General features: G+C 67.4%; 27 protein-coding genes. 18 read left to right on the top strand and 9 right to left on the bottom strand.

The window, feature by feature from the left end; translation table 11 throughout:
- Nucleotides 1-145: 145 nt before the first annotated feature.
- The 3 genes from F3087_RS17075 to F3087_RS17065 are packed head-to-tail and all read left to right on the top strand — an operon-like array spanning nucleotide 146 to nucleotide 2,113.
- Entirely contained in the window at nucleotides 146-1,012 is an 867-nt protein-coding gene (locus tag F3087_RS17075; protein WP_150402986.1) for an alpha/beta fold hydrolase, read from the top strand.
- Nucleotides 999-1,598: a TetR/AcrR family transcriptional regulator gene (locus tag F3087_RS17070; protein WP_150402985.1), complete on the top strand. Its 600-nt coding sequence runs from the start codon at nucleotides 999-1,001 to the stop codon at nucleotides 1,596-1,598. Before F3087_RS17075 ends, F3087_RS17070 begins: the two co-directional genes overlap by 14 nt.
- Nucleotides 1,599-1,654: 56 nt before the next feature.
- On the top strand, nucleotides 1,655-2,113 hold the full coding sequence (locus F3087_RS17065) for a hypothetical protein (RefSeq protein WP_150402984.1): 459 nt from the start codon (nucleotides 1,655-1,657) through the stop codon (nucleotides 2,111-2,113).
- Here F3087_RS17065 and F3087_RS45960 read toward each other — a convergent pair whose 3' ends face one another.
- Nucleotides 2,114-2,494 (bottom strand): Aca2/YdiL-like domain-containing protein, encoded by a 381-nt coding sequence (locus tag F3087_RS45960; RefSeq protein WP_191094009.1) that lies wholly within the window; start codon nucleotides 2,492-2,494, stop codon nucleotides 2,114-2,116.
- A gap of 141 nt (nucleotides 2,495-2,635) precedes the next feature.
- Here F3087_RS45960 and recO point away from each other — a divergent pair, with 141 nt between their 5' ends.
- From recO to F3087_RS17020, 8 genes are all read left to right on the top strand, one after another.
- A complete protein-coding gene (recO, locus tag F3087_RS17055; protein WP_150402982.1) occupies nucleotides 2,636-3,388 on the top strand; it encodes a DNA repair protein RecO in 753 nt (250 codons plus the stop codon).
- Between the two features lie 60 nt (nucleotides 3,389-3,448).
- A complete protein-coding gene (locus tag F3087_RS17050; protein ID WP_150402981.1) occupies nucleotides 3,449-4,258 on the top strand; it encodes an isoprenyl transferase in 810 nt (269 codons plus the stop codon).
- Nucleotides 4,255-4,686: a YbjN domain-containing protein gene (locus F3087_RS17045; protein ID WP_150402980.1), complete on the top strand. Its 432-nt coding sequence runs from the start codon at nucleotides 4,255-4,257 to the stop codon at nucleotides 4,684-4,686. Before F3087_RS17050 ends, F3087_RS17045 begins: the two co-directional genes overlap by 4 nt.
- Before the next feature lie 81 nt (nucleotides 4,687-4,767).
- Complete coding sequence (locus F3087_RS17040; protein ID WP_150402979.1) at nucleotides 4,768-5,745, top strand: ABC transporter ATP-binding protein; 978 nt, start codon at nucleotides 4,768-4,770, stop codon at nucleotides 5,743-5,745.
- A gap of 1 nt (nucleotide 5,746) precedes the next feature.
- A complete protein-coding gene (locus F3087_RS17035) occupies nucleotides 5,747-6,532 on the top strand; it encodes an ABC transporter permease (RefSeq protein WP_150402978.1) in 786 nt (261 codons plus the stop codon).
- The gene (locus F3087_RS17030) at nucleotides 6,516-6,866 is read left to right on the top strand and encodes a hypothetical protein (protein WP_150402977.1); all 351 of its coding nucleotides are present in this window, start codon (nucleotides 6,516-6,518) and stop codon (nucleotides 6,864-6,866) included. The genes F3087_RS17035 and F3087_RS17030 overlap by 17 nt, the downstream gene beginning before the upstream one ends.
- Nucleotides 6,857-8,035 carry a sensor histidine kinase gene (locus F3087_RS17025; protein ID WP_150402976.1) on the top strand — a complete coding sequence of 393 codons (1,179 nt, stop codon included), beginning with the start codon at nucleotides 6,857-6,859 and terminating at the stop codon, nucleotides 8,033-8,035. The genes F3087_RS17030 and F3087_RS17025 overlap by 10 nt, the downstream gene beginning before the upstream one ends.
- Before the next feature lie 60 nt (nucleotides 8,036-8,095).
- Nucleotides 8,096-8,701, top strand: coding sequence for a response regulator transcription factor (locus tag F3087_RS17020; protein ID WP_150402975.1), 606 nt, complete (start codon nucleotides 8,096-8,098; stop codon nucleotides 8,699-8,701).
- 624 nt (nucleotides 8,702-9,325) lie between these two features.
- Here F3087_RS17020 and F3087_RS17015 read toward each other — a convergent pair.
- A complete protein-coding gene (locus F3087_RS17015) occupies nucleotides 9,326-9,754 on the bottom strand; it encodes a hypothetical protein (RefSeq protein WP_150402974.1) in 429 nt (142 codons plus the stop codon).
- Between the two features lie 200 nt (nucleotides 9,755-9,954).
- Between F3087_RS17015 and F3087_RS17010 the strand changes: the two genes are divergently transcribed.
- A complete protein-coding gene (locus F3087_RS17010) occupies nucleotides 9,955-10,527 on the top strand; it encodes a methyltransferase family protein (protein ID WP_150402973.1) in 573 nt (190 codons plus the stop codon).
- Between the two features lie 110 nt (nucleotides 10,528-10,637).
- Nucleotides 10,638-10,913, top strand: a complete 276-nt coding sequence (locus F3087_RS17005) for a YggT family protein (protein WP_150402972.1) — start codon at nucleotides 10,638-10,640, stop codon at nucleotides 10,911-10,913.
- Between the two features lie 8 nt (nucleotides 10,914-10,921).
- Here F3087_RS17005 and F3087_RS17000 read toward each other — a convergent pair whose 3' ends face one another.
- On the bottom strand, nucleotides 10,922-11,527 hold the full coding sequence (locus F3087_RS17000) for a TetR/AcrR family transcriptional regulator (protein ID WP_150402971.1): 606 nt from the start codon (nucleotides 11,525-11,527) through the stop codon (nucleotides 10,922-10,924).
- Between the two features lie 101 nt (nucleotides 11,528-11,628).
- On the opposite strand from F3087_RS17000, the gene F3087_RS16995 reads away from it, so the two are divergent.
- Nucleotides 11,629-12,603, top strand: a complete 975-nt coding sequence (locus F3087_RS16995; RefSeq protein ID WP_150402970.1) for a hypothetical protein — start codon at nucleotides 11,629-11,631, stop codon at nucleotides 12,601-12,603.
- A 94-nt stretch (nucleotides 12,604-12,697) separates the two neighbouring features.
- Here F3087_RS16995 and F3087_RS16990 read toward each other — a convergent pair whose 3' ends face one another.
- The 4 genes from F3087_RS16990 to F3087_RS16975 all read right to left on the bottom strand — a co-directional run bounded on the left by F3087_RS16990 (nucleotide 12,698) and on the right by F3087_RS16975 (nucleotide 15,412).
- Nucleotides 12,698-13,345, bottom strand: coding sequence for a hypothetical protein (locus tag F3087_RS16990; RefSeq protein WP_150402969.1), 648 nt, complete (start codon nucleotides 13,343-13,345; stop codon nucleotides 12,698-12,700).
- A gap of 143 nt (nucleotides 13,346-13,488) precedes the next feature.
- Nucleotides 13,489-14,472 carry a hypothetical protein gene (locus tag F3087_RS16985; RefSeq protein ID WP_150402968.1) on the bottom strand — a complete coding sequence of 328 codons (984 nt, stop codon included), beginning with the start codon at nucleotides 14,470-14,472 and terminating at the stop codon, nucleotides 13,489-13,491.
- A 139-nt stretch (nucleotides 14,473-14,611) separates the two neighbouring features.
- Nucleotides 14,612-15,058 carry a Fur family transcriptional regulator gene (locus F3087_RS16980; RefSeq protein ID WP_150402967.1) on the bottom strand — a complete coding sequence of 149 codons (447 nt, stop codon included), beginning with the start codon at nucleotides 15,056-15,058 and terminating at the stop codon, nucleotides 14,612-14,614.
- 3 nt (nucleotides 15,059-15,061) lie between these two features.
- The gene (locus F3087_RS16975) at nucleotides 15,062-15,412 is read right to left on the bottom strand and encodes an ArsR/SmtB family transcription factor (RefSeq protein ID WP_150402966.1); all 351 of its coding nucleotides are present in this window, start codon (nucleotides 15,410-15,412) and stop codon (nucleotides 15,062-15,064) included.
- A gap of 194 nt (nucleotides 15,413-15,606) precedes the next feature.
- Between F3087_RS16975 and F3087_RS16970 the strand changes: the two genes are divergently transcribed.
- On the top strand, nucleotides 15,607-16,998 hold the full coding sequence (locus F3087_RS16970; RefSeq protein WP_150402965.1) for a glycine--tRNA ligase: 1,392 nt from the start codon (nucleotides 15,607-15,609) through the stop codon (nucleotides 16,996-16,998).
- A gap of 52 nt (nucleotides 16,999-17,050) precedes the next feature.
- Here the strand turns inward: F3087_RS16970 and F3087_RS16965 are convergent, their stop codons facing one another.
- Nucleotides 17,051-17,500 carry a DUF1707 domain-containing protein gene (locus tag F3087_RS16965; RefSeq protein WP_150402964.1) on the bottom strand — a complete coding sequence of 150 codons (450 nt, stop codon included), beginning with the start codon at nucleotides 17,498-17,500 and terminating at the stop codon, nucleotides 17,051-17,053.
- A 145-nt stretch (nucleotides 17,501-17,645) separates the two neighbouring features.
- Here F3087_RS16965 and F3087_RS16960 point away from each other — a divergent pair, with 145 nt between their 5' ends.
- The gene (locus tag F3087_RS16960) at nucleotides 17,646-18,566 is read left to right on the top strand and encodes an NADP-dependent oxidoreductase (RefSeq protein WP_150402963.1); all 921 of its coding nucleotides are present in this window, start codon (nucleotides 17,646-17,648) and stop codon (nucleotides 18,564-18,566) included.
- 291 nt (nucleotides 18,567-18,857) lie between these two features.
- Here F3087_RS16960 and F3087_RS16955 read toward each other — a convergent pair whose 3' ends face one another.
- Complete coding sequence (locus F3087_RS16955) at nucleotides 18,858-19,466, bottom strand: TenA family protein (protein WP_150402962.1); 609 nt, start codon at nucleotides 19,464-19,466, stop codon at nucleotides 18,858-18,860.
- Between the two features lie 62 nt (nucleotides 19,467-19,528).
- Between F3087_RS16955 and F3087_RS16950 the strand changes: the two genes are divergently transcribed.
- Both F3087_RS16950 and F3087_RS16945 read left to right on the top strand, forming a co-directional pair.
- Nucleotides 19,529-20,800, top strand: coding sequence for a phthiocerol/phthiodiolone dimycocerosyl transferase family protein (locus F3087_RS16950; RefSeq protein ID WP_150402961.1), 1,272 nt, complete (start codon nucleotides 19,529-19,531; stop codon nucleotides 20,798-20,800).
- Between the two features lie 392 nt (nucleotides 20,801-21,192).
- Nucleotides 21,193-22,638: a molybdopterin-dependent oxidoreductase gene (locus F3087_RS16945; protein ID WP_150402960.1), complete on the top strand. Its 1,446-nt coding sequence runs from the start codon at nucleotides 21,193-21,195 to the stop codon at nucleotides 22,636-22,638.
- Nucleotides 22,639-22,827 lie beyond the last annotated feature (189 nt).

Genomic DNA, 22,827 nt, shown 5'->3' with positions numbered 1-22,827 from the left:
CTGGTCAAGTGACTAGTTCGCCTGCCGAGTTCGAACGCTATCCCAGCGGCGCCGGGGCCGATTTCCGCCGCCCTAGCGGCTGAACTGTAGACATACATACCGAATGTATGTAACAGTGGCGGGACCGCGACGCACTGGAGGAACGATGGGAATCAGCACCGAACTCGGCCGCACACACGAGGTGGACCTACCCGGCGGCCGCATCCGCTACCACGACACCGGCGAGGGCTCACCGGTCGTCTTCGTGCACGGACTGCTGGTCAACTCGGACCTGTGGCGCAAGGTCGTCCCCGGCGTCGCCGCGGCGGGCTACCGCTGTCTCGCCCCGGACTGGCCGCTCGGCGCCCACCAGATCCCGGTCCCCGCAACGGATCTCACCCCGATCGGCGTCGCCGACCTCATCGCGGACTTTCTGGCGCGACTCGACCTGACCGACGTCACCGTGGTTGCCAACGACACCGGCGGCGCGATCACCCAGGTGCTGATGACCCGCCGCCCCGAGCGGATCGGCCGCGTGGTGCTCGCCGCGGTCGACAGCTACGAGAGCTTCCTGCCACAGCCGTTCGCCTTGCTTTCCTGGCTGGCCAGGATTCCGGGGTCGATGCGGCCGATCATCGAGTCGGCGCGCATTCGAGCGTTGCATCCGACGCCGCTGGTCTTCGGCATGGTCGCCAAGCGTCCGGTGCCGCCGGAAATCGCCGACTCCTACCTGGCGGGCCCGCTGACGTCCGCCGCCGTCCGCAAGGATCTGCGGCTGTTCCTGAAGAACGCGCACCGCCGCTATACGTTGGATGCCGCGGCGCGGTTCGCGACGGTCGCTTTCCCGGTGCTGGTTGTGTGGGCGCGCGAGGACCGCCTCTTCCCGATGTCCTACGCCGAACGCCTGATCAGCGACCTGCCGAACGCGACGCTGAAGGTCATCGACGACTCCTACACCTTCATCCCCGAAGACCAGCCCGAGTTGCTCACCGAGTCGATCCTGGAGTTCACTCGGCTGCATGCCACGCCGTAGCCAGGAGGACCGCTCCCGCACCACCAGGGCCGCGCTCGAGCAGGCCGGCCGCCGGCTGTTCATCGAGCGCGGCTTCGCGGCGACCTCGGCCGAGGAGCTCGTCACCGAGGCGGGCGTCACCCGCGGCGCGCTGCATCACCACTACGGCGACAAGCGCGGCCTGTTCCTCGCGGTGCTGGAACGGATCGAGGTCGAGTCCACCGAGGAGATCGAAACCGCCATCGGCACAGTCGATCCCGACGATGTGATGGCGGGCATGGCGGTCGGCCTCAGCGTCTTCCTGGAGATCTGCCAGCGTCCGCCGATGCTGCGGATCGCGCTCACCGACGCGCCCGCGGTGCTGGGTTGGCAGGCCTGGCGCGAATTCGAGGAGCGGCACGGCCTCGGCATGATCATCGCGATGCTGGAACGCGCGCGTGGCGCGGGCCTGATCGCCGACGGCCCCGTCCAGATGCTGGCGCAACTGCTGCTCAGCGCGCTCACCGAAGCGGCGTTGATCGTCGCGCACGCTGACGAACCGGACCGCGCCCGCGCCGAGGCCCAGCAGTCGTTGCTGCTGCTCATCTCCGGCATCATCCGCGCCTGAATCAGCTCGAGCGCAATAGTCGTGCCCGATTGCGCCGCCGCCGGAGAATCGGCCAGATGAAGCTCGTAGCGATAGGTGTCGGCCTCGCGGTCGGCTTCGGCCTGGCCGGCACGGCCCAGGCACAGCCCCTCACCCCCGATTACACACAGGCCCCGAACGGCATCGGCGTCACCGACCCGTCGATCACCCCGGCGATCTCGCCGATCCAGGTGCCGACCGCCGAGGTCGAGCGCGGCCCCGACGCGACGACCATCGTCGCGCACCCGTATCTCGCGCCGTGGGTGCACAACCTGGTCCCGATCGCGCCGAACACCGCGGTCGAGGTGCAGGGCGCGGCGCGGATCACCGTGCCGGGCGCGGCCGACGGACGCGCGCTGGTCGTCAACCCGAACGGTCACTGCCTCTTCGACGGTCCCGGCGCGCAGCCCGCCGCACTCGGCGCGACCGCGTTGACCCCCGTGCGGGTCGACACCCCGCTGTTCCAGCTGGTCATCGAGCCGACGCTGTACCGCTGATCACTCGACGAATTGCAGTTCCACCTGAGGTAATTCGACCATGACCCGGGCGCACACGGCCCGGTGCCAGGTGGCCGGATACCGCGTGTCCGGCTCGTGCTTGCTGTAGTCGTCGTTGGTTCGATACGTGTGCAGGCGCGGCGAGATCTCACCCGCGCCGATGGCGTCGACCATCGCCTCCACCACCTGCTCGGTCTCGTCGGCGATCTCGGCTAGTTCACGGGCGGCGGTGTCCGGAATCTGGAACGCTCCCCGCTCCCAGCGCTCCACGGTGCGCTCGGCCACGGCGAAGAGCCGGGCGCACCACGGCACCGGCAATCCGAGCAATTCGCGAGTGGCCCGAAAACCTGCGGCGGTTCCGGTACCGAGTAGGTCGTCCAAAGCCGAAAGCCCCTCCCCAGCAGTACGGTAGAGAAAAAGAATAGGGCAGCACGCCGACCGGCATGGGGGATTCGTCGGTGAAGTGGCAGCGGAGAGGCCGCGCCTGCCAAAGGCTGTCGGGTCTTCGTGGGAGGATGAGGCGTGCGTTTGTATCGGGATGTGGCGGTGGTGGTACGCCAGCACAAGCTGGGCGAGGCGGACCGCATCGTCACGTTGCTGACGCGCCAGCACGGTTTGGTGCGCGCGGTGGCCAAGGGGGTGCGCCGGACCAAGTCGAGGTTCGGGGCCAGGCTGGAGCCGTTCGCCTACATCGACGTGCAGCTGCATCCGGGGCGCACGCTCGACGTGGTGACCCAGGTGCACACGGTGGAGGCGTTCGCCGCCGACATCATCGACGACTACGGCCGCTACACCACGGCCTGCGCGGTGCTGGAAACCGCCGAGCGGCTGGCCGGTGAAGAACGCGCGCCCGCGCCGCGGCTGCACGCGCTCACCGCGAGCGCGTTGCGCGCCATCGCCGCCAAGCAACGCCCGCACGAGCTGATCCTGGACGCATTCCTGTTGCGCGCCATGGGTTTCGCGGGCTGGGCGCCCGCGCTGGACGAATGCGCCAAGTGCGCGACGCCGGGTCCGCATCGGGCGTTCCACGTCGCGGCCGGCGGCGCGGTGTGCGTGCACTGCCGTCCGCCCGGGTCGGCGACGCCGGCGCCGGGGGTGCTCGATCTGCTGGTCGCGTTGCTGCGCGGCGAGTGGGAGTACGTCGAGACGGCGCCCGACGGGGTGCGCAGGCAGGCCAGCGGTCTGGTCGCGGCGCATCTGCAATGGCATCTGGAACGGCAGCTGCGCACGTTGCCGCTGATCGAGCGGTCGACCCCGGTGCACGCCCCCGCCTGATCCTGCGGGACCGTGGAGACCTTCACCGCGCCTCCACAACCATCAGGCAGGATAGGGGCCGTGATCCTCCGCCGAGACTCCTCCACCGCGACCAAGGCGGGCGCTACCCGCACCGTTCGGCCGCCCTCGCAGCATCCCTCGGGCGCGCGCCCGCCGGAAATCCCGGCCGTGCTGGTGCCCAACCACGTCGCACTGGTGATGGACGGCAACGGCCGCTGGGCGCAGGAACGCGGACTGCCGCGCACCGCGGGCCACGAACGCGGCGAGGCCGTGCTGATGGACACCGTCGAAGGCTGCATCGAGATCGGGGTGAAGTGGCTCTCGGCCTACGCCTTCTCCACCGAGAACTGGCGGCGCAGCCCCGAGGAGGTGCGCTTCCTCATGGGCTTCAACCGCGACGTGATCCGCCGCCGCCGCGACGAGATGCACGAGATGGGCGTGCGGGTGCGCTGGGCCGGTAGGCGACCGCGCCTGTGGCGCAGCGTGATCAACGAACTCGAGGTCGCCGAGGAGCTGACCAAGGACAACACGGTGATGACCCTCACCATGTGCGTCAACTACGGTGGCCGCGCCGAAATCGCCGACGCGGCAAGGGAAATCGCGCGTCGGGTGGCGGCGGGCGAGATCGACCCGGAGAAGGTCACCGAGTCGACGCTGGCGAAGTACCTGGACGAGCCGGACATGCCCGACGTCGACCTGTTCCTGCGTCCGTCCGGCGAATTCCGCAGCTCGAACTTCCTCATCTGGCAGTCCGCCTACGCCGAATTCGTCTACCAGGACACCCTGTTTCCCGATTTCGACCGCCGCAACCTGTGGGCCGCCTGCCTCGAGTACGCTTCGCGGGACCGGCGCTTCGGCGGCACCAAATGAACGGCGGTACGGACATGGAATCAACGGTGAGTCCGGAACACGAGTTGCAGGCTCGGGCCGGTGCCTGCCTGGCGATCTACGACATCGACGTGCGCGTCGATCCCGAGGGTTCGATCGGCTTCGAATACGAGGGCTCGCTGTGCTCGTTGCGTGCGGTGCGATTGGCCCCCGGGCTCGATGTGCTGACGCTGACCTGCGTGCTGGCCTGGGATCGACCGGTCAAGGCACAGCTGCACAAGCGGGTCGCCGAGCGGAACAACGAGCTGCAATTCGGCTCGCTGACCGTGATCGTGCGGGAGAAGCTCGCCGACGTCATCATGCGCTACACCTTCCCGGCCGCCGGGCTCGACGACCAAGCGCTGGCCACCATGCTGGTGCTCGTGCTCTCCGGCGCGGGCCGCGCCCGTCAGGGCCTGCTGGCGCCCTGATCGAGGCCATGACATCTGTCATGGCAGATACGTGACATGCGTGCGGGGTATTCGGGGCGCTGATGCGCGAACGTTTTACCTATGACATCAGCACTGACGACCGCGGCCGTGTTCGCCGCGGCTGGCGGTTCGGGGAAGCGGGGCTCGGGGGCCCACCGGGCGACACCGGCGATCGAACTGCACGATCTGCGTAAGAGCTTCGCGGTACCCGGCCGCGGGGCTGTGCACGCTGTCGACGGGCTGGACCTGGTCATCGAACCGGGCGAGATCGTCGCGTTCCTCGGGCCCAACGGCGCGGGCAAGACCACCACCCTCGACATGGTGCTCGGCTTGGCGAAGCCGGACTCCGGCACCGTCCAGGTGTTCGGCGGCTCGCCGACGGAAGCGCTTGCGGTAGGCCGGATTTCGGCCGTGCTGCAATCCGGCGGGTTGCTGCCCGACCTCACCGTCGGCGAAACCGTGCGGCTGGTCGCGACGTTGCACGCGAACGCGCGCCCGATCGAGGAGGTGCTGGAGCGGGCAGGCCTCGCCGAGATCGCCGGCCGGATGGTCGGCAAATGCTCCGGCGGGCAACGCCAACGGCTGCGGTTCGCCCTCGCGCTGCTGCCGAATCCCGACCTGATCGTCCTGGACGAACCCACCACAGGCATGGATGTCGAAGGGCGACGGGACTTCTGGAACGCGATGCGCCAGGACTCCGAGCGCGGCCGCACCGTCGTATTCGCCACCCACTACTTGGACGAGGCCGACGCCTATGCTGATCGGATCGTGCTGGTCCGGGCGGGGCAGGTGGTGGCGGACGGCAGTGCCGCCGAGATCAAGAACCTGGCCTCGGGGCGCGCGGTCAGCGCCACGCTGCCCGGCGCCGTGCCGACCGGGTTGCTGGCGCTGCCCGGCGTCGATGACGTCGAGGTGCGCGGCGAGCGGATCGTCGTGCACACCAAGGATTCCGACGCGGTAGCCCGCTACCTGCTCACCGAGACCACCGCGATCGATCTCGAAATCACCTCGCACAATCTCGAATCCGCGTTCCTGGCGCTCACCACCGGAGACAACTGACATGACAACGCTTGCCCCCCAAGCCGTTACCGAGCATCGACGGACACCGCTCGGTGGTTTCAGCGCCGGGTTCCTCCGCCTGGAACTGCGCCGGATGCTGCGCAACCGCCGCACGATGATCTTCACACTGCTCATCCCGCCGCTGTTCTTCGTCATCTTCGGGCTGCAATCCGATTACCGGACAAAGTCTTTGGGCACCGGCAATGTGACCGGCTACATCATGGTGTCGATGGCCGTCTACGGCGCGATGCTGGCCACCACCAGCGGCGGCGCCATGGTGGCGATCGAACGCGCGCAGGGCTGGAGCCGGCAATTGCGGCTCACCCCTTTGCATCCGGTCGCCTATATCGCCACCAAGGTCACCGTCGCGATGGTGCTGGGACTGGCCTCGGTCAGCGCGGTCTTCATCGTCGGCGCGTTCCTCGGCGCGCACCTGACCCCGGTCGCGTGGGTGAGTTGCTTCCTGCTCGCCTGGATCACCTCGCTGGTCTTCGCGGCGTTCGGCCTGTTCGTCGGCTACCTGCTGCCCTCGGAGAACGTGATGCAACTGCTCGGGCCGTTGCTCGCGCTGCTGTCGTTCGCGGGCGGGTTGTTCATTCCGCTGAGTGGTTGGTTCGGGACGGTGTCGAAGGTCTTCCCGACCAACGGCGTCGCCACGTTGTCGCGGATCCCGTTCGGCGAAACCAGCACGGGGTCGATCGCGCTCGCGCTGCTCAACGTCGTCGTGTGGGCCGCGGTGTTCGTCGGCGGATCGACCATGCTGTTCCGTCGTGACACGGCTCGCTGAGCTGTCCGGTGCACCGCGGTGCGGCCGTCCCCGCGGGGTGGACGGCCGCATCGACGCGTTACCGGTCACCGAGAACGCGGAACCTCTTGACATCCCGGGCCCGTCCCCGGATCGGACGGTGATGCTCGACGCGACGGCTCGTCTCGATCCCGGTGTTCGCTGGGATGCCGAGCAGGGCCGGGCGTACGAGAGCGCCGGGAGGTCGAAGATGATGTCCACGCCGATGGTGCCGGTGACGGTCGAGCCGGGTTCGGTAGCGTCTGTGCTCGTGATCGACCGCGCGCGACAGCTTCCTCGCGATTCGTCGCATGCCAGGGGTGGGGCATGCGCGTGACGTCCTGGTTCGCGTTCCTGCGCACCGGCGGGGCGCTGGGATTCATCGACCGGGTGGTCGGCGACGGCGGCGCGGTGAACAGTCGACGGCGTGGTTGGTTCGGCGCGCTGATGTCTTCGGTGTGGATGGCCTACATGATCGCGCCGATCGTGCAGGCGTGGTCGGACGGTGAGCGGCTGCGGGTGCTGCTCGCGGTGGCGACGTTGATCGCGTACGCGACGTTGATCCTGAGCACGTTCGTCATCTTCCGGCGCCGTGGCGCGACTGAATCGGTGGAGGATCGGCCTGCCGATCCACGGCTGTGGCCGTTCCTCGCCGGCATGGCCGCGTGCACGGCTGCCCTGATCGCGTTGCTCGGTCCGGTTGCCTTGCCCACCGCGATCTTCGTCGCGGTGGCCGCGATCTTCCATCTGCCGGCCCGCGAGGCCGGCTACGTGATCCTGCCTGTCGCGCTCGTACTGTTGTTTCTGCCGGTCGCGATTCCGAGCCTGTCCGGCACGCCGTTCTGGCTGGCCTTTGTCCCGGTGGTGATCTGGGTGGCCAGGCAGTTGGGCTTGCGCGGCGAGCAACTGGCGGAGCTGGCGCGGCGGCAACGGGCCGAGCTGGACATCGTGGAGGAACGCAACCGGGTGGCGCGGGACGTGCACGACATTCTCGGTCACTCGCTGACCGTGATCACGGTGAAAACCGAACTCGCGCAACGGCTCATCGATGTGGATCTGGGGCGGGCGCGCACCGAGCTGGCCGATATCGAGCGGCTCGCCCGCGAGGCGCTGGCCGGGGTGCGCGATACCGTCGGCGGGTTGCGCGAGGTCTCGTTGCGCGGCGAACTCGCCAATGCGCGAACGGCATTGGCGGCCGCGGATATCGCCGCGGAACTGCCGGCGGACGCGCAGCTCCCGGATACCTCGCACAGCGAGTTGTTCGGCTGGGTGCTGCGCGAGGCGATCACCAACGTGATCCGGCACAGCGCGGCCCGGCACTGCACGGTGCAGGTCACGGCGACCAGCATCGAGGTGTCCGACGACGGTCGCGGACTCGGCACGAGCCAGGAGTCCAGCTCAGGACTCACCGGCCTGCGCGAGCGCGTCCGTGCGGCAGGCGGCACGCTGACCTTGTCCACGCCGAAGGAAGGAGGGGTCCGTGTCCGCGCGACCGTCCCTGCCTGAACCAGCGTATTCAGTTGTGGCTCCGTCGTGTGGGGCGTCTCGAAACAGGAAGTGGGGCAGATGATCCGGCTGTTGCTCGCCGATGACCAGGCGCTGGTGCGTGGCGCGCTCGCGGCGTTGCTGGGGCTGGAGTCCGACCTGGAGGTGGTCGGGGAGGTGGGGCGCGGTGACGAGGTGGTCGAGGCCGTCGCGCGCACGAAGCCCGATGTGGTGCTGCTCGATGTGGAAATGCCTGGGCTGGACGGTATCTCGGTCGCCGCGCAGCTGCATGCCAGCCATCCTGATGTGCGTGTGCTGATGGTGACTACTTTCGGCCGGCCCGGGTACCTTCGCCGTGCGATCGATTCGGGTGCCAGCGGTTTCGTTGTAAAGGACACTCCGGCAAGAGAACTGGCCGACGCAGTTCGGCGAGTCCAGATGGGCCTGCGGGTGGTCGATCCCGCCCTTGCCGCAGAAACCCTCACAGCCGGAACGTCGCCGCTGACCGAACGTGAACGCGAGGTCCTTTCCGCCGCCGCGGACGGCGCGACCGCGGGCTCCATCGCCAAACAGCTGCACCTCTCCGAAGGCACTGTCCGCAACCACCTGTCCGCTGCCATCGGCAAAACAGGCACTACCACCCGCGCCGAAGCTGTCCGCGCCGCCGAACGTCTCGGCTGGCTTTGACCGCGGTGGCAGTCCTTGGACCGGCACGGCTCGAGCACACAGCAGTTACACAACAGATCCGCAGGGGAGTCCCACCCTTCGCTCGTACGGTCGGGGGTTCAGGTCGGGACAATCCACATAAAAGGCGCAGTCATGGCAGAAGCCGAAGGCATCGGGGAAACCGCCCCCGTGCAGAACACGAATCCAGCAGCGGCACCGAAGCCGCCCTCACGGCTGGCGACCCGCTGGCGGGGATCACGACCGCTACGGATCGCCAGCGCGGTACTAGCGGCTGTGGTGATCGGCGGAATCGGATTCGGCGTGGGGTTGGCGGTAGGCGATGGCGGTGGCCATCATCACGGCGAGAATCATATGGCCGCGGGTCATCGTTCCGGGCGAGACGAAGGACCGCGGATGCATCGGGAAGACGGACCGCGGATGCACAGATTCGATCGCGGCGACCGGCCGGATGCGCCGGGTGGCAACGGCTCGGCTCCAGGCGCACCGGCGCAACCGCCGGCCCCACCGACTCCGACTACCGCACCGCCGCCGCCCCGCTGATCGGCGGCCCCGCAACAACTTCCGGCCGGTCAGCCGCACACGAGGTGTGCGGCTGACCGAGGCCGAGCATTGTGCGCCAGGCGATTACGGCAGCACAACGCACGCGGGACCGGCGTTGATGCCGGTGCCGACGTTCACCGTGGTGAGGAAGTAGGTCTCGCCCGAGATGTACTCGGCCGCCCAGAGCTTGTGCTCGCCCTTCTTGGCGGGAGTCCAAGTGGTGCTGGCCTTTCCGGACGCGTCCGCGACGGGTCCGACGGGCTTCAGCGTGTCCGTGGTGCGGAGCCCGTCGACCTCGTCCAGGAAGACCACCGCCACACCCGGGCGTGCGGTCGCGGTGACCGTGTAGGAACAGCCGGCGCCGATCGCACCGCCCGAGCTACCGAAGCTCAGCCCGGGCGTCACATCGATGCGGGTGACCGCGGCCCCCGCGGTGGGCGCGGCGAGCGTGAGCGCGGCGGCCAGCGCACCGAGTGTGGTCACCGCAGCAGCGGTTTTCTTCGAAACTGTCACAGCAGATTTCCCTTTCGACAACTGTTGTGTCCCATGACGGGCACGTCCCCGACACTTACACAGGCGATGGTTGTGATCAATGGGTCGGCGCGGATCGCAAGGCAGGCCGGGGAATCAGGGAGGTTCCTGATGCGCCGGCCCAGTTTTGCTGGTTTGCTCGCAGTACCGGCGACACGGGACCAACCGAGGGAGCGAACGTGGTGAACGCGGCCGAAATCACCACCTGGGTGTGGTTGGCGCTGGAGATCGGCTTACGGATACGAGATCGTTTGCGCCGCAAGGGGTCTACCGACAACGACGGTGGCACCCGGTTGACCCTGGTGATCGTCGTCGCGGCCGCCGCGAACATCGCCCTCTACGTCATGTACTTCCTGCCCGCGGACAGCGTGTTCCAGATCCCCGGCGCGCACCTGCCGTGGCAGATCGCCGGGACCGCGATCATGTGGCTGGGGCTGGTCGTGCGGATCTGGGCGATCATCGTGCTCGGCAGTTCGTTCCGCACGACCGTAGAGGTCGACACCGACCAGACGGTGGTCGATCGGGGCCCGTACCGGTGGGTGCGCCATCCGTCCTACACCGGAATTCTGCTGATCATGGTCGGCTTGGGCCTGGCCGCGGCCAACTGGATATCGTTGGTCGTCGCCGTCATCCTGCCGGTCTATGCGCTCGGCCGACGGATCGACGTCGAAGAGAAGGCACTGGTCGAGACCCTCGGCCACCCCTACGAGGAGTATCGGACCGGCACCAAGCGGCTCGTTCCCGGCCTGTGGTGAGCCGCTCGCTGATAGTCATCTGAGAATCCGGCAAACGCGACACTTTCGACCCCGCCCGCTGCGTTGACACTGGTGAGAAGGCCAACGCGGCCACCACGAAGGAGTTCGGAATGAGCCTCATCGGCACCCTGATCGGTTACGCCCTGACCGTGTTCATCGTGTTGCTGCTCGCGCGGATGGTGTTCGACTGGATGGCCGCCCTCGGCAACAGCCCGAGCTGGGCCAACCGTCCCCGCGAGCTGACACACGCCGCGACCGAGCCGGTGATCGCGCCGGTCCGGCGGGTGCTGCAACCGATCCGGGCCGGTGGTCTGTCCATCGACCTGGCCTTCACCGCGGTGTTCATCGTCGCGCTGGTGCTGCGCGGGATCGCGTTCAGCTTCTGACCTTCGTCTCAGGCGGCCGGGCCGTTGTAGGCGAGCAGCGTGCGCATACCGCGGGCGAGGGTGTCCGGTTCGAGATCGCCGATGATCAAGTGCTGCAACATGAATCCGGGTAGCACGCCCATGAGGGCGGTGGCCGTCGCGTGCGTGTCGGCGTCGGCGGCGAGCCAGCCCGCATCGCGCATGCGCTCGGTGTATTCGTAGCAGCAGGTGCGGATGCCGAGGATGGCGTCCTTGACGTACTCGGCGGCGTCGGGGTCGACCAGGGCCAGCGCCCACGCCTGCGGGGCTAATCGCAGCGGGCCGTCCGGTCCGCTGTTCGCGACCATGTGCTCGGCCATCGTGGCGACGAAACGGTCCGGCGTCGGCAGGGGATCGGCGCGGAGCAGCTCGGTCATCAGGGCGCGTAGCGGCACCGTCGTCTGGGTGGCCAGCGCGGCGATGAGGTCGTCTTTGCTCTTGAAGTAGCGGTAGACGGCGCCCGCGGACAGCCCCGATTCGGCGAAGACATCCTGCATGGACGTCTCGTGGAAGCCCTTGCGGGCGAAGCACAGGCGAGCGGCGTCGAGGATCTGCTGCCTGCGGCGTTCCAGGTGTTCTTCGCTGACTCTGGGCATGCCCATAAAGTAAAACGAACATCCGTTCTTGACAAGTTCCGGGCCGCGGGCGACGATATTCCCATCTAAGAAAACGGTCATTCGATTTACGGGAGAACGTCATGACCACCACCCAGCGAGCGCTCGCCGTCGCCGTCGGCGCCGCCCTGCTCCAAGCGCTGATGCTGATCGCCTTCGCCTGGCCCGCCGCGCACATCGCCCCGCGCGATCTGCCCATCGCCGTCACCGGCCCGCAGGCCGACATGGTCGTTACTCAGCTCGTCGAGCACAGCCCGGGCGCCTTCGATATCGCCCGACCGGCCGACGAAGCGGCAGCGCGGGTCGCCATCGCGGACCGAGAGGTGTACGGCGCCATCGTCACCGGCGACGGACCGCCGCGTGTCCTGATCGCCTCTGCCGCGAGTCCGGCTGTCGCGCAACAACTCACGCAGATCGGCCAGCAGATGGCCGGGGGACCGGCTGCGCGGGTCGAGGATGTGGTGGCCGCCGACTCCGACGATCCGCGCGGCACCGCGTTCGGCGCGATGGTGCTGCCGCTGGCGCTGTCCGGAATCGCGGCGGGCGTGCTGCTCAGCCTGCTGATCCCGACGGTCGGCGGAAAAGCGTTGGGGCTGGCTACCTTTGGTGTGGTCGGTGGCCTGTTGAGCATGGAGATCATCCAGGGCTGGATGTCGGTGGTCCCGGGTTCCTACCTCGAACTATCCGCCGTCGCCGGCCTCGTCTCCTTCGCTGTCGCAGGTGCCGTCGTCGGCCTCTCCACCGCAATCGGCCGAGCCGGCATCGCCCTCGCCGCCCTCGCCATGCTGCTCATCGGCAACCCGTTCTCCGCCGCCGCCTCGGCCCCCGAACTCCTCCCGCAGCCCTGGGGCGCCCTCGGCCAATTCCTCCCACCCGGCGCCGCCTCCTCCCTCCTCCGCTCAGTAGCCTTCTTCGACGGCGCAGGCGCCATCAAACCCCTTGTAGTGCTACTGATCTGGGCCCTCGCCGCCCTGGCCCTACTCGCCCTCGGCGCCCTACGCACCCGCCGCCCCGCCGAAACCCCCACCCCCGCACCGGTCCCCGCCACCGTCAGCTGAACCACCCGAAGCCGCACACCCCCTGATTCCCCGCACACGCAATCGCATGCGATTCGATATGCGGGAAATCAGGGGGTGTGCGTGTGTTCAGTTTTTAGCAGCTGGAGTCGTCCTCTTTGCAACTCCACATGTTCAGGAATTTGAAGTCGGGATCGGTCTCCTTGTACTTCTCCCGGTAGCCATCCTCATCGTCGAGCGCCTCGGCTTGTTGCTCGTTTAGTGCGAGTACGGCGTCGATCTTCCACTCGAAGAATTCCTCCATGCCCCGCTCGGTCGCGCAGCAGGCTTTGATGCCTTCTTTGTACTCCGAGATAACTCGCTGATTCCAGCGCAGGAACTGCTGTGAGTTCGTACACAGTTTTTCACGCGACTTGGGGTTGTATGCCCTGGTGTTATCCTCGCGGACAGTGATGAATCGATACACTCCGATGTCGTTGTCCATGCCTACCTGGTAGGCGACCGTCGAGAATATTCGGACGTTCCCGCGCACTTCATACGGTGCCGTGTCCTGGATTTTGGCGTACTGCCGATACCATTCGTAGCTGCGTGGTGCTGACCCGCCGTCCTCGCATACGAATTGATAGGCAGCTGCCGCCTTCTTCTGTTCTACATCCTCCGGATAGGCGTCAGCGTGGCTTGCCGTTATACCGAGAAATACTGCGGCGGCCATCGCAAGTATGGCGAGCGCGCTGCTTCTTGTCGCGAGCATGTTCAGGTTGTCCTCTTCGGTGTCGACGTCCATCCGGACGGGCGGCAGGTGTCGACTAGGTCTTCGTCACCGGCGAGGGCTTGGATGGAAACAGATCCGGGGTGGATAGATAGAAACAGCCCCGGAGATATCCTCCGGGGCTGTCGAACCGCTGGCTGATTCCGGTGTGGTGAGGGTCAGTTGACGGTGAAGGCGAGGGTGGGGGCGGTGGCGGCGCCTTCTTCCTTCTGGCTGTTGTAGGTCAGGACGTAGTTGCCGGTGGCGGGGGTGGGGACGACGAATACGACGTCGTTCTTCACGTTGTCGATGGTTTTGCCGGCGTCGAGGAGTTCGTTGATCGGGTTGCGGTCGTCGGCGACGATGCTCTGGCCGTCGGGGGTCTTCAGCGCGAAGTACTCGGTGAAGATGTTGCTGCCGCCGGCCGGGATCCCTGATCCGCCGGTGATTTTGATGTGCAGGGCGAGTTCGTCTTTGCCGTGCTCGCCCTTGGTGTAGCTCGGGCTGAGCTTGCCCGCGGTCACCTGGATGGTGGTCTGGTCTTGCACCAGCGTGCCGGTGACGGGGAGCGCCTTCGGCTGCACGCTGTCCACCTTGCCCGCGGCGCTGAGCGGGATCTTGGTCTGGTTGTCCGCGGCCTGCCCATACACCACGGTCATCGTGTCGATCAGGTGCTCGGCGTCCTTGGCGGACTTGACCGACGTGGTCACCTTGCCGGTCGCCGAACCGCCGCCGGGCACCGTCGGGTTGTCCCACAGCGCGCCGCCGTCGACCTCGCTGCCGACCAGCAGCGAGGTGTTGTTGCTCATCGTCTTGTTGTCGAGCGTGGTGTTCTTGTAGGTGATGTCGATCAGCACCTTCGCGCCGCCGAACTCATCCGGCACCACGGTTGCCTTGTTGACGGTGATGTCGAAGCCTTCGAACCAGCCGGTCTTGCCGACGGTGCGCACCGTCGACTGCCCCGCACCCGAATTGCTGCCCGGTGACCCGTTGGCCACCACGCTGGTGGCCGGTGTCGCCGAGACCGGTGTCGCCGCGCCGTCCTTGTCGTTGCAGGCGGTCAGGGCGAGCGTGGCCGCGCCGAGCAGCGCGACCGCCGTTGCGGCGGTGCGGATTCGGCGGCTACGTGCCGGAACTACGGATGAAAGCAGGGTCGTGCGCACGGCTGAGCCTCCCGGAAGATGTGCAACCCCAGAGCGTGACGCCCGGGTCGGCCGGGCGTTCGTGGGTTCGCGTTGAAATCTGCACGGGGAGGCTCGGTGTTAACCAGGGCTCGGTCCGCTGAGTGAACCGAAGCGTGGACTAGATCGTGGTCCGGCCGTCGCAATTGCCCGCCGACGCGCACGACTCACAGGTGCCGAACACCTCCATGGTGTGGCTGACCTCGGTGAACCCGTGCTCGCGCGCGATCGCGCCGGCCCAGGCCTCCACGGTCGGCCCCTCCACCTCGACGGTGCGCCCGCAGTGCCGGCAGACCAGATGGTGATGGTGCCCGGTCGAACACTGGCGGTACACGGACTCGCCGGAATCGGTGCGCAACACGTCGACCATGCCCGCGTCGGCCAGCGACTGGAGCGTGCGATAGACGGTCGTCAGCCCGATGCCCTCGCCGCGCTTGCGCAACTCGTCGTGCAGTTCCTGCGCGGAGCGGAATTCCTCGATGTCACCGAGCAGTGCCGCGATGGCACTGCGCTGCCTGGTACTGCGGATGCCGACCGGCTTCTGCGGAACGACACTGTTCTCTGGCACGAATTACCCTTCCTCGGCGTGCGCGACGGCGTCGACCACGATATGCGCGAGATGGTCGTCGACGAGTTCGTAGAGCACCTCGCGACCGGACCGCTCGCCGTGGACCACGCCCGCGGACTTGAGGATGCGCAGATGCTGGCTGACCAGCGGTTGGGTCACCCCGAGCGCGTCGACCAGCTCGTGCACACAGCGCGGCGACTCGCGTAACTGCAACACGATGGCGATGCGGACCGGAGCGGCCAGCGCGCGCAGCAGCTCACCCGCGTCCTCCAGGACGGTCCGCGCGGGGACCGGCGCGGGGGCGGGCGCGCGATACGGGTTGTGCGGATGGGCGGTGGCGGTCTCGGCGGTCATGGCACCAACTCCTTATTGGAAAGCGATCCCATTTTGATATGCACAGTTGCGCATGTCAAACGGACGCGCCGGAGCGTGTGCGTTCACAGTGACACGGACAGAGGTTGCCCGTGCGGTGGAAAGTTGGTTGGGCAGGGCCGATAGTCTCAACCCTGAACGCACAATCCGACTCGTAGTGGATGGAGAATTCTCGAGTGGCACCCAAGTCGAAGGTGGACACCGTTGCCAACCTCGCCAAGCGCCGGGGTCTGGTGTACCCGAGCGGTGAGATCTACGGAGGCACCAAGTCGGCCTGGGACTACGGTCCGCTGGGCGTGGAACTCAAGGAGAACATCAAACGGCAGTGGTGGCGTTCCATGGTCACCAGCCGCGAGGACATCGTCGGCCTCGACTCGTCGGTGATCCTGCCGCGCCAGGTCTGGGTGGCCTCGGGCCACGTCGGCGTGTTCAACGATCCGCTGGTGGAGTGCCTGAACTGCCATCACCGCTTCCGGCAGGACCACCTGCAGGAGGCGTACGCGCTCAAGCACAAGATCGACGACCCGGACACGGTCGCGATGGACCTGCTCGCGTGCCCGAACTGCGGCACCGTCGGCAAGTGGACCGAGCCGCGCGACTTCAACATGATGCTCAAGACCTACCTCGGCCCGATCGAGTCCGAGGAGGGCATGCACTACCTGCGGCCCGAGACCGCGCAGGGCATCTTCGTGAACTTCGCGAACGTGATGACCACCGCGCGCAAGAAGCCGCCGTTCGGCATCGCCCAGATCGGCAAGAGCTTCCGCAACGAGATCACCCCCGGCAACTTCATCTTCCGCACCCGCGAGTTCGAGCAGATGGAGATGGAGTTCTTCGTCAAGCCGGGCGAGGACGCGGAGTGGCACAAGTACTGGATCGAGACCCGTTTCTCCTGGTACACCGACCTCGGCATCAACCCGGACAACCTGCGGCTCTACGAGCACCCGAAGGAAAAGCTGTCGCACTACTCGGCCGGCACCACCGACATCGAGTACCGCTTCGGCTTCCAGGGCAACGAGTGGGGTGAGCTCGAGGGCGTCGCCAACCGCACCGACTTCGACCTCAAGACGCACTCCGAGCACTCCGGCACCGAGCTCAGCTTCTTCGACCAGACCACCAACGAGCGCTACGTGCCCTACGTCATCGAGCCCGCGGCCGGCCTGACCCGCTCGCTGATGGCGTTCCTGGTCGACGCCTACGCCGAGGACGAGGCGCCGAATGCCAAGGGCGGCGTGGACACTCGCACGGTGCTGCGCCTGGACCGCAGGCTCGCCCCGGTCAAGGCGGCGGTACTTCCGTTGTCGCGCAACGCGGATCTGACGCCGAAGGCGAAAGACCTTGCCGCGCAACTGCGCCGGAACTGGAACGTGGAGTTCGACGACGCCGGCGCCATCGGCCGCCGCTACCGTCGCCAGGACGAGATCGGCACCCCGTTCTGCATCACCGTCGACTTCGACACCCTCGACGATCAAGCGGTGACCATCCGCGAGCGGGACTCGATGACGCAGGAGCGGATCGCGCTGGACAAGGTGGAGGGCTACCTGGCCCAGCATCTGCTGGGTTCCTGAGCTTTCGACCGAACGACCCGCACCGGATGCCGGTGCGGGTCGTTCGTCGTTTTCAGCGCGTCGGTGGTAGCGGGGGAGTCGGTGGCGTCGGCGGGATCTGCGGCCGTTCCGATTCGGAACCGTTGCCGCGCACCGTGATTCCGATCGCCGTCGGGATGAGCAACGCCATGCCCCACGGCACCGCCACCCAGAACGGCCAGAAGTAGCCCGCGCCGGTGGCGACCCAGATCAGCAGGGTCAGCATGTTCACGAACACCCACGGGGTCCACATGATGACGACCCACTGCGGTATCCGCTTCAGGTCCCGGGAGCGCGAAACGCGCTGCGCGGGAAGGTCGGCCAGCACCGGATTCAGCTCACCATAGGTCTTGGCGGCGTACACCTGCTGCAACCGGTCGTCGTATTCGTGCAGCGTCAGCCTGCCCTCGTTCATCGCATGCCGCAGTTGCTCGACGATCTTCTCGCGGTCGGCATCAGACGCCCGCACATTCTCCGCTCCCACGGTTGCCAGCGTAAGGCGGTTGCGGGCGATCCGCCCTCCAATTGCCGGTCTGTGGGTTTTCGGACGTCGTCGCGCGGGAAATATCCGGGCCGAGTCGTCCGTTGACGCTCGATGTGCCGTTAGTCACCGAATCGAGGAGCTCAGCATGGCAAGAGCGGTGAAGTTCGATCGATATGGCGGGATCGACGAGTTGCAGGTGGTCGAGGTGCCGACGCCGACCGCCGGGCCCGGTCAGGTGGTGGTCGCTGTGGTCGCGGCGGGCATCAATCCGGGCGAGGCGGCCATCCGCAGCGGTGCGTTTCACGATCGCTGGCCTTCGACGTTTCCGTCGGGGGAGGGGACCGATTTCGCGGGACGCGTCGTCGAGCTCGGTGCGGAGGTCGGCGGGATCGAGGTCGGCGACGAGGTGCTCGGGTTCACCGACGAACGCGCCAGTCACGCGACGCATGTGGTGGTGCCGTTCGCTCAGGTGACGCCCAAGCCCGCCGGGTTGGACTGGGATGTGGCCGGCGCGTTATATGTAGCGGGCACAACGGCTTTCGCGGCTATTCGGGCGGTGGAGGCGAACGCGGGCGACACGGTCGTCGTGTCCGGCGCGGCCGGTGGTGTCGGCTCGATCGCGGTGCAGCTGCTGCGGGTGCGCGGGGCCGAGGTGATCGGGATCGCGAGTGCGGCGAACCACGACTGGCTGCGGAAGGTCGGCGCGACACCGGTCGCGTACGGCGACGGGCTGATCGATCGGCTCCGGGCCGCCGCGCCGGACGGTGTGGACGCGTTCATCGATACGTTCGGCGCCGACTACGTGGACATCGCCGTTGAGTTGGGCGTTCCGGTGGAGCGCATCGACACCATCATCAACTTCGCCGCCGTCGAGAAATACGGTGTGAAAGCCGACGGCAACGCGGCCGCAGGCACGATCGATGTGCTCACCGAACTGGCCGACCTCGCCGCCGCAGGAACCGTCGAGGTGCCGATCGCCGGCGTCTACCCGCTCGACAAGGTCCAAGACGCGTACCGCGAGCTGGAGCACCGGCACACCCGCGGCAAGATCGTCCTGCACCCCTGACCTCCCGCACCACTTCTGACCTCCCGCACCACTTCTGACCTCCCGCACTACTTCTGATTTCCCGCACCGAAAATTGCATGCAATTTTCGGTGCGGGAAATCAGAAGTAGTGCGTCTTCGTGGTGTACGTCGCCGGAGGCGATCTGTCGCGCGGGTCGATGGGTTGGCGCGGCTTCTGTGCACAGCGATCGCCCGGGTGGTGGCAGGCGGCCGGGGATCGGTGGCAGCGTGGCAGGAACAGGCGGTCGCTGTCGAATCGCAGGCGGTCGGCATCGGCTCAGGTCGGCGCGACCTAGTTGGGGACGTCCCAGAAGGCGAGTTCGTGGCGCATGCCCTCGCGGAACAGGGCTTCGGCGCGGGCCGGGTCGGGGCCTGCTTCGTCGATCATCTGGGCGCAGCGGCGGGTGAGGGCGGCAAAGGCGGGGTCGGCGTAGGTGTCGACCCAGCGGCGATAGCGGGGCTCGGCGGGTGGGTTCTCGGCGAGGCGGGCGCCGAGTGTGGAGTAGCCCCACATACACGGGTAGAGGGCGACGAGACCCTCGGCGTAGTCGGCGGCCGAGTCGAGCAGGAACGTCGTATATGCCTCGCAGGCAACACCTTTGGTGACACCGCCGAGGTCGGCGCTGAATTCCGCGGCCAAGGAGCGGTGTAGCGCGAGTTCGTCGTGATAGGTGGCGTGCGCCAGGTCCACCAGGTCGCCGAGGTGCGCCGGCGGGGCCTGCCAGGCCAGGCGGCTGAACACGCGGACGTAATCGAGCAGGAAGAGGTAATCCTGCTCCAGCCAGGAACGGAAGATCGGCTCGGGCAGGTCACCCTTGGCGATGCCCGCCACGGTGGGATGATCGAGCTGATGCTCGACCAGCGGGCGGCCGAGTTCTTCCAGATGTGCGGCGAGACTCATGTCGTCCAGTCTTCCGCATCCGTTCGTTTGCGCCCCGGCCGGTGTTGCCGCACGCTTGCGAGGTGTTGCGGGATGAGGATGCGACGGTGCGCGTATTGGCGCCGTCGGAACAGCGGTTTGTACGGCACGGCACCTACACGGGCCGGTCGGTGTCGGTAGCGGGAGAGCTCGATGTCGCGGCGTTGAAAGAAGCTTTCGCCGCATTGCAGGTGGCGTTTCCGGTGGTGCTCTGCCGGATCGGGGAGGACGAGGCGGGCACGGGATATCTACTGCGCCCGGGGGATTCACCGATCGGTGCTTCGGTAACCGAGGGCGACGTGGAGACTGCGGGTTTGCCGGCGACGCCGGTGGACCCGGGAACGCAGCTGGCGTATCTGGATGCGGTGGCGTCCGGGGCCGATCGATGGCGGGTCACCTTGTTCGCGCATCACAGCATCGCGGACGCCGGGCACTGCGTCGAACTGTTGTCACGGTTCTGGGCGTTCTATACGGATATCGTCGAATTTGCGCCGATAAGTGTTGTGCCGCAGGAATATCCGCAGCCGTTGGAGTGGCATGCGGCGAAGCGCGGGGTCGTCGCGGGCGAGGTGTCCGGCCTCGAGGACGTGACCAACCCGCTCCCGGCGGCGGCAACGACTGTGCCCGTTGGTGATCCGGCACCGAGCTCGCTTGCTTGGCCGAAGCGCGCTCGGTTGGACGAGGGGACGACGGCGCGGATCGTGGCACTGGGTCATCATCGCGGTATCAGCGTGAACGGATTGATCACGGCAGCGTTGCTTCGCGCGTATGCCTCCGAAAAATCCAATGCCACAGGCGGTCCGGTGTCGCTGGGCTGCCTGTATCCGGTGGATATGCGGTCCCGACTGGATCCGCGAGTAGCACCCGCCGAGGGCACCAACATGGCCGGACTCGCATCGTTCGCCGCCGAGATCGACCCCTCGGGGAGTGTTCTCGAACTGGCCCAACGGATTTCGGAAAGACTACATTCCGACCTGGCCGAAGGCATCGTGCAACAGTCGGTACTGCACTTCCCAGACTTCTACGGCCCGACCCGAATCCACTCCCTGGCCGGCCACATCGCAATCACCAATACCGGCGCCGTACCCCGATTCCGAACCCCCGCCAACCTGACCCTGACCGACTACGAAATCGTCTACCTCTCCGCCCACCCCAAACCCTCCACCGGCGCCTCCGCCGCAATCACCTTCCTGGTCTACACCTTTCACGGCCAACTAGCTGTCGGTGTACTCGGCGGCGGTACCGATGCGGACAGACTCCTCACCGCGGTACGCAAAGAGCTGACCGCGTTGTCCGCCGAGGTGATCGAGGAGTAGCCGTAGCCGATCACCGAGGGCCACTCGGTCGCACGATCTCCACGAATTGCCGCGGACAGTCAGCGATAAGTCGTTTTCGCCTGTCGATGATCGTTCCGTAGCGCGGTCGCCCGCCGCAGCCACGGTGCGGCAGCAGGCTGGTCTGGCAGGCGATCTCAGTTGAGCAGCTTCCGGCGAAGGCTCTGGCCCTAACGGCGGACGGGCACGTCGAACGGGCTCCCGGAACGCCGCGGGCTTCGAGATGGCCGGTACGGCTGACTGGGTTGTCCCAATCGGACATAGAGCGCGCTGGTCGGGCCGTGGCAGCGGGTGAAAGCGGGTGGCGGGTGCCGTGGGTCGGGCAGAATGCTGGGGGACAGCGGACGATCGGGTTGGAAGCGGGTGTGCCAGCGGTGGTGACGAACGGAGACCGGAGCAGCGGGGTCGGTGCGGCCGCGGTCGGGCTGGCGGCACTGGGGGTCGGCGAGGCGATCGCCGCGACCAGGGGCGGGTCGCTGATCGACACCCTGGGGCGGGCGGCCATCGATGCCGCGCCGGTGCCGGTGGTCGAGGTCACCGTCGCGATGTCCGGCCGGCACGACAAGATCGCTACCCGGTTGGGGATCGGTGCGGGTGTGGTCGCGGCGGCAGTCGGGCTCGCCGCGCTGCCCGAACGGCTGCGGACGCCGGTGACGGCCGCGGCCGGCGCGGGTGCCGCCGCGTTGGCGACCCGATTGTCGACTCGCTCGACCTCCACCGTGGCCGGTGCGGTCGCGGCTTCCGGAGTGCTCGCCGCAGGCTTGCGCAGGCGGCCCCGCGGGCTGCTCGGCGGGTTGGCCTGGATCGCCACAGGCGCCGGAATGTTCGCCGCCGCGCACACCTTGCACCATGATCTGGATCGCAGGCAGGACAACGACATTCGCCGCATCGGCCCGATGGGCGCGCTGGGCGTCGTGCCGCAGGACGGACTCGAAGACGAGCCGGGATTGTCACCGTTGGTCACCGCCGCCCGCCGAATGTACGTCGCCGACGTCAATCTCCGCCCGCCGCGGATCGATCCGGCCCACTGGCGGCTGTCCGTCACCGGTAAGGTCGCGCACCCATTGCGCCTCACGCTGAACGAATTGGCCGAAGACGCAGTGGAATTCGACGCCGTCATGGTGTGCGTGCACAACCACCCCGGCGAGGGCCGGGCCGCCAACGGCCGCTGGTTCGGGGTACCGCTGTCCGACCTGCTCAAGCACGCCATCCCCGAATCCGACGCCACCCGCCTGGTCACCAGAGCCGTTGACGGCTACACGATCTCACTCCCGATCGAACCGCTGCGCTCCGGCGAATGGCCCGGCTACGTGGTCATCGGCATGAACGGCGAACCCCTCACTCCCGCTCACGGATTCCCCGCCCGCGTCTTCGTACCCGGCCTCTACGGCCAGTACACCGGCGCGAAATGGCTTGGCGAACTGGAACTCACCGACGACACCCACGTGGACTACTGGTGGCGGCGCGGCTGGCCCGCAGGTCCGCTCTGGGTAACCCCGCAGGCCCGCATCGACGTGACCGCGCCCGGCCGAGCCGCCGCAGGTACCACCACGATCGCCGGGGTCGCCTGGGCCCCACCGCACGGCGTCGCCGGTGTAGAGGTCCGTGTCGGCGAAGGAGATTGGCACTCAGCCGATCTCGGCACGGAACTCGGTGCCGCAGCCTGGCGTCGCTGGCGTGTCGCAGTGGAACTCCCGCCGGGCGAACACCAGGTACAAGCGAGAGCAATCAGCCGCTCCGGCGAAGTCCAGGAAGGCCGCCACCGCCCGCCGTTCCCCACCGGCCCCTCCGGCTTCCACACGGTCACCGTCGAGGTCTGACCAGCGCCACCTATCCAACTCCTGCCCAACCGCTTGCGACGCAACGACGGACGGCCGCCAACGCGGCACCTCATCCATAGGCGGATTTCGACGCCGTGGGACCGGCGGTATCGCGCTGCGAAAATAGCGACCAAGATCAAGGGGAACTGGTGTCGGTATCGCCCGACTTGGGTTCAAGGGGTGGATGCA

The organism is Nocardia colli, from assembly GCF_008704205.1.
GTDB classification, from domain to species: Bacteria; Actinomycetota; Actinomycetes; order Mycobacteriales; family Mycobacteriaceae; genus Nocardia; species Nocardia colli.
Note: the sequence above shows the minus strand (reverse complement) of the source record. Positions and strands in the feature narration are given on the sequence as shown.

Coding starts and splice junctions, on each gene's coding strand:
- F3087_RS16990 (WP_150402969.1), bottom strand. CDS start 13,345: ATGGACGTCGACACCGAAGAGGACAACCTGAACATGCTCGCGACAAGA.
- F3087_RS17040 (WP_150402979.1), top strand. CDS start 4,768: ATGACATCAGCACTGACGACCGCGGCCGTGTTCGCCGCGGCTGGCGGT.
- F3087_RS17075 (WP_150402986.1), top strand. CDS start 146: ATGGGAATCAGCACCGAACTCGGCCGCACACACGAGGTGGACCTACCC.
- F3087_RS17005 (WP_150402972.1), top strand. CDS start 10,638: ATGAGCCTCATCGGCACCCTGATCGGTTACGCCCTGACCGTGTTCATC.
- F3087_RS16975 (WP_150402966.1), bottom strand. CDS start 15,412: ATGACCGCCGAGACCGCCACCGCCCATCCGCACAACCCGTATCGCGCG.
- F3087_RS17070 (WP_150402985.1), top strand. CDS start 999: ATGCCACGCCGTAGCCAGGAGGACCGCTCCCGCACCACCAGGGCCGCG.
- F3087_RS16995 (WP_150402970.1), top strand. CDS start 11,629: ATGACCACCACCCAGCGAGCGCTCGCCGTCGCCGTCGGCGCCGCCCTG.
- F3087_RS16955 (WP_150402962.1), bottom strand. CDS start 19,466: ATGAGTCTCGCCGCACATCTGGAAGAACTCGGCCGCCCGCTGGTCGAG.
- F3087_RS17020 (WP_150402975.1), top strand. CDS start 8,096: ATGATCCGGCTGTTGCTCGCCGATGACCAGGCGCTGGTGCGTGGCGCG.
- F3087_RS17065 (WP_150402984.1), top strand. CDS start 1,655: ATGAAGCTCGTAGCGATAGGTGTCGGCCTCGCGGTCGGCTTCGGCCTG.
- F3087_RS17025 (WP_150402976.1), top strand. CDS start 6,857: ATGCGCGTGACGTCCTGGTTCGCGTTCCTGCGCACCGGCGGGGCGCTG.
- F3087_RS17000 (WP_150402971.1), bottom strand. CDS start 11,527: ATGCCCAGAGTCAGCGAAGAACACCTGGAACGCCGCAGGCAGCAGATC.
- F3087_RS16960 (WP_150402963.1), top strand. CDS start 17,646: ATGGCAAGAGCGGTGAAGTTCGATCGATATGGCGGGATCGACGAGTTG.
- F3087_RS17035 (WP_150402978.1), top strand. CDS start 5,747: ATGACAACGCTTGCCCCCCAAGCCGTTACCGAGCATCGACGGACACCG.
- F3087_RS17045 (WP_150402980.1), top strand. CDS start 4,255: ATGAACGGCGGTACGGACATGGAATCAACGGTGAGTCCGGAACACGAG.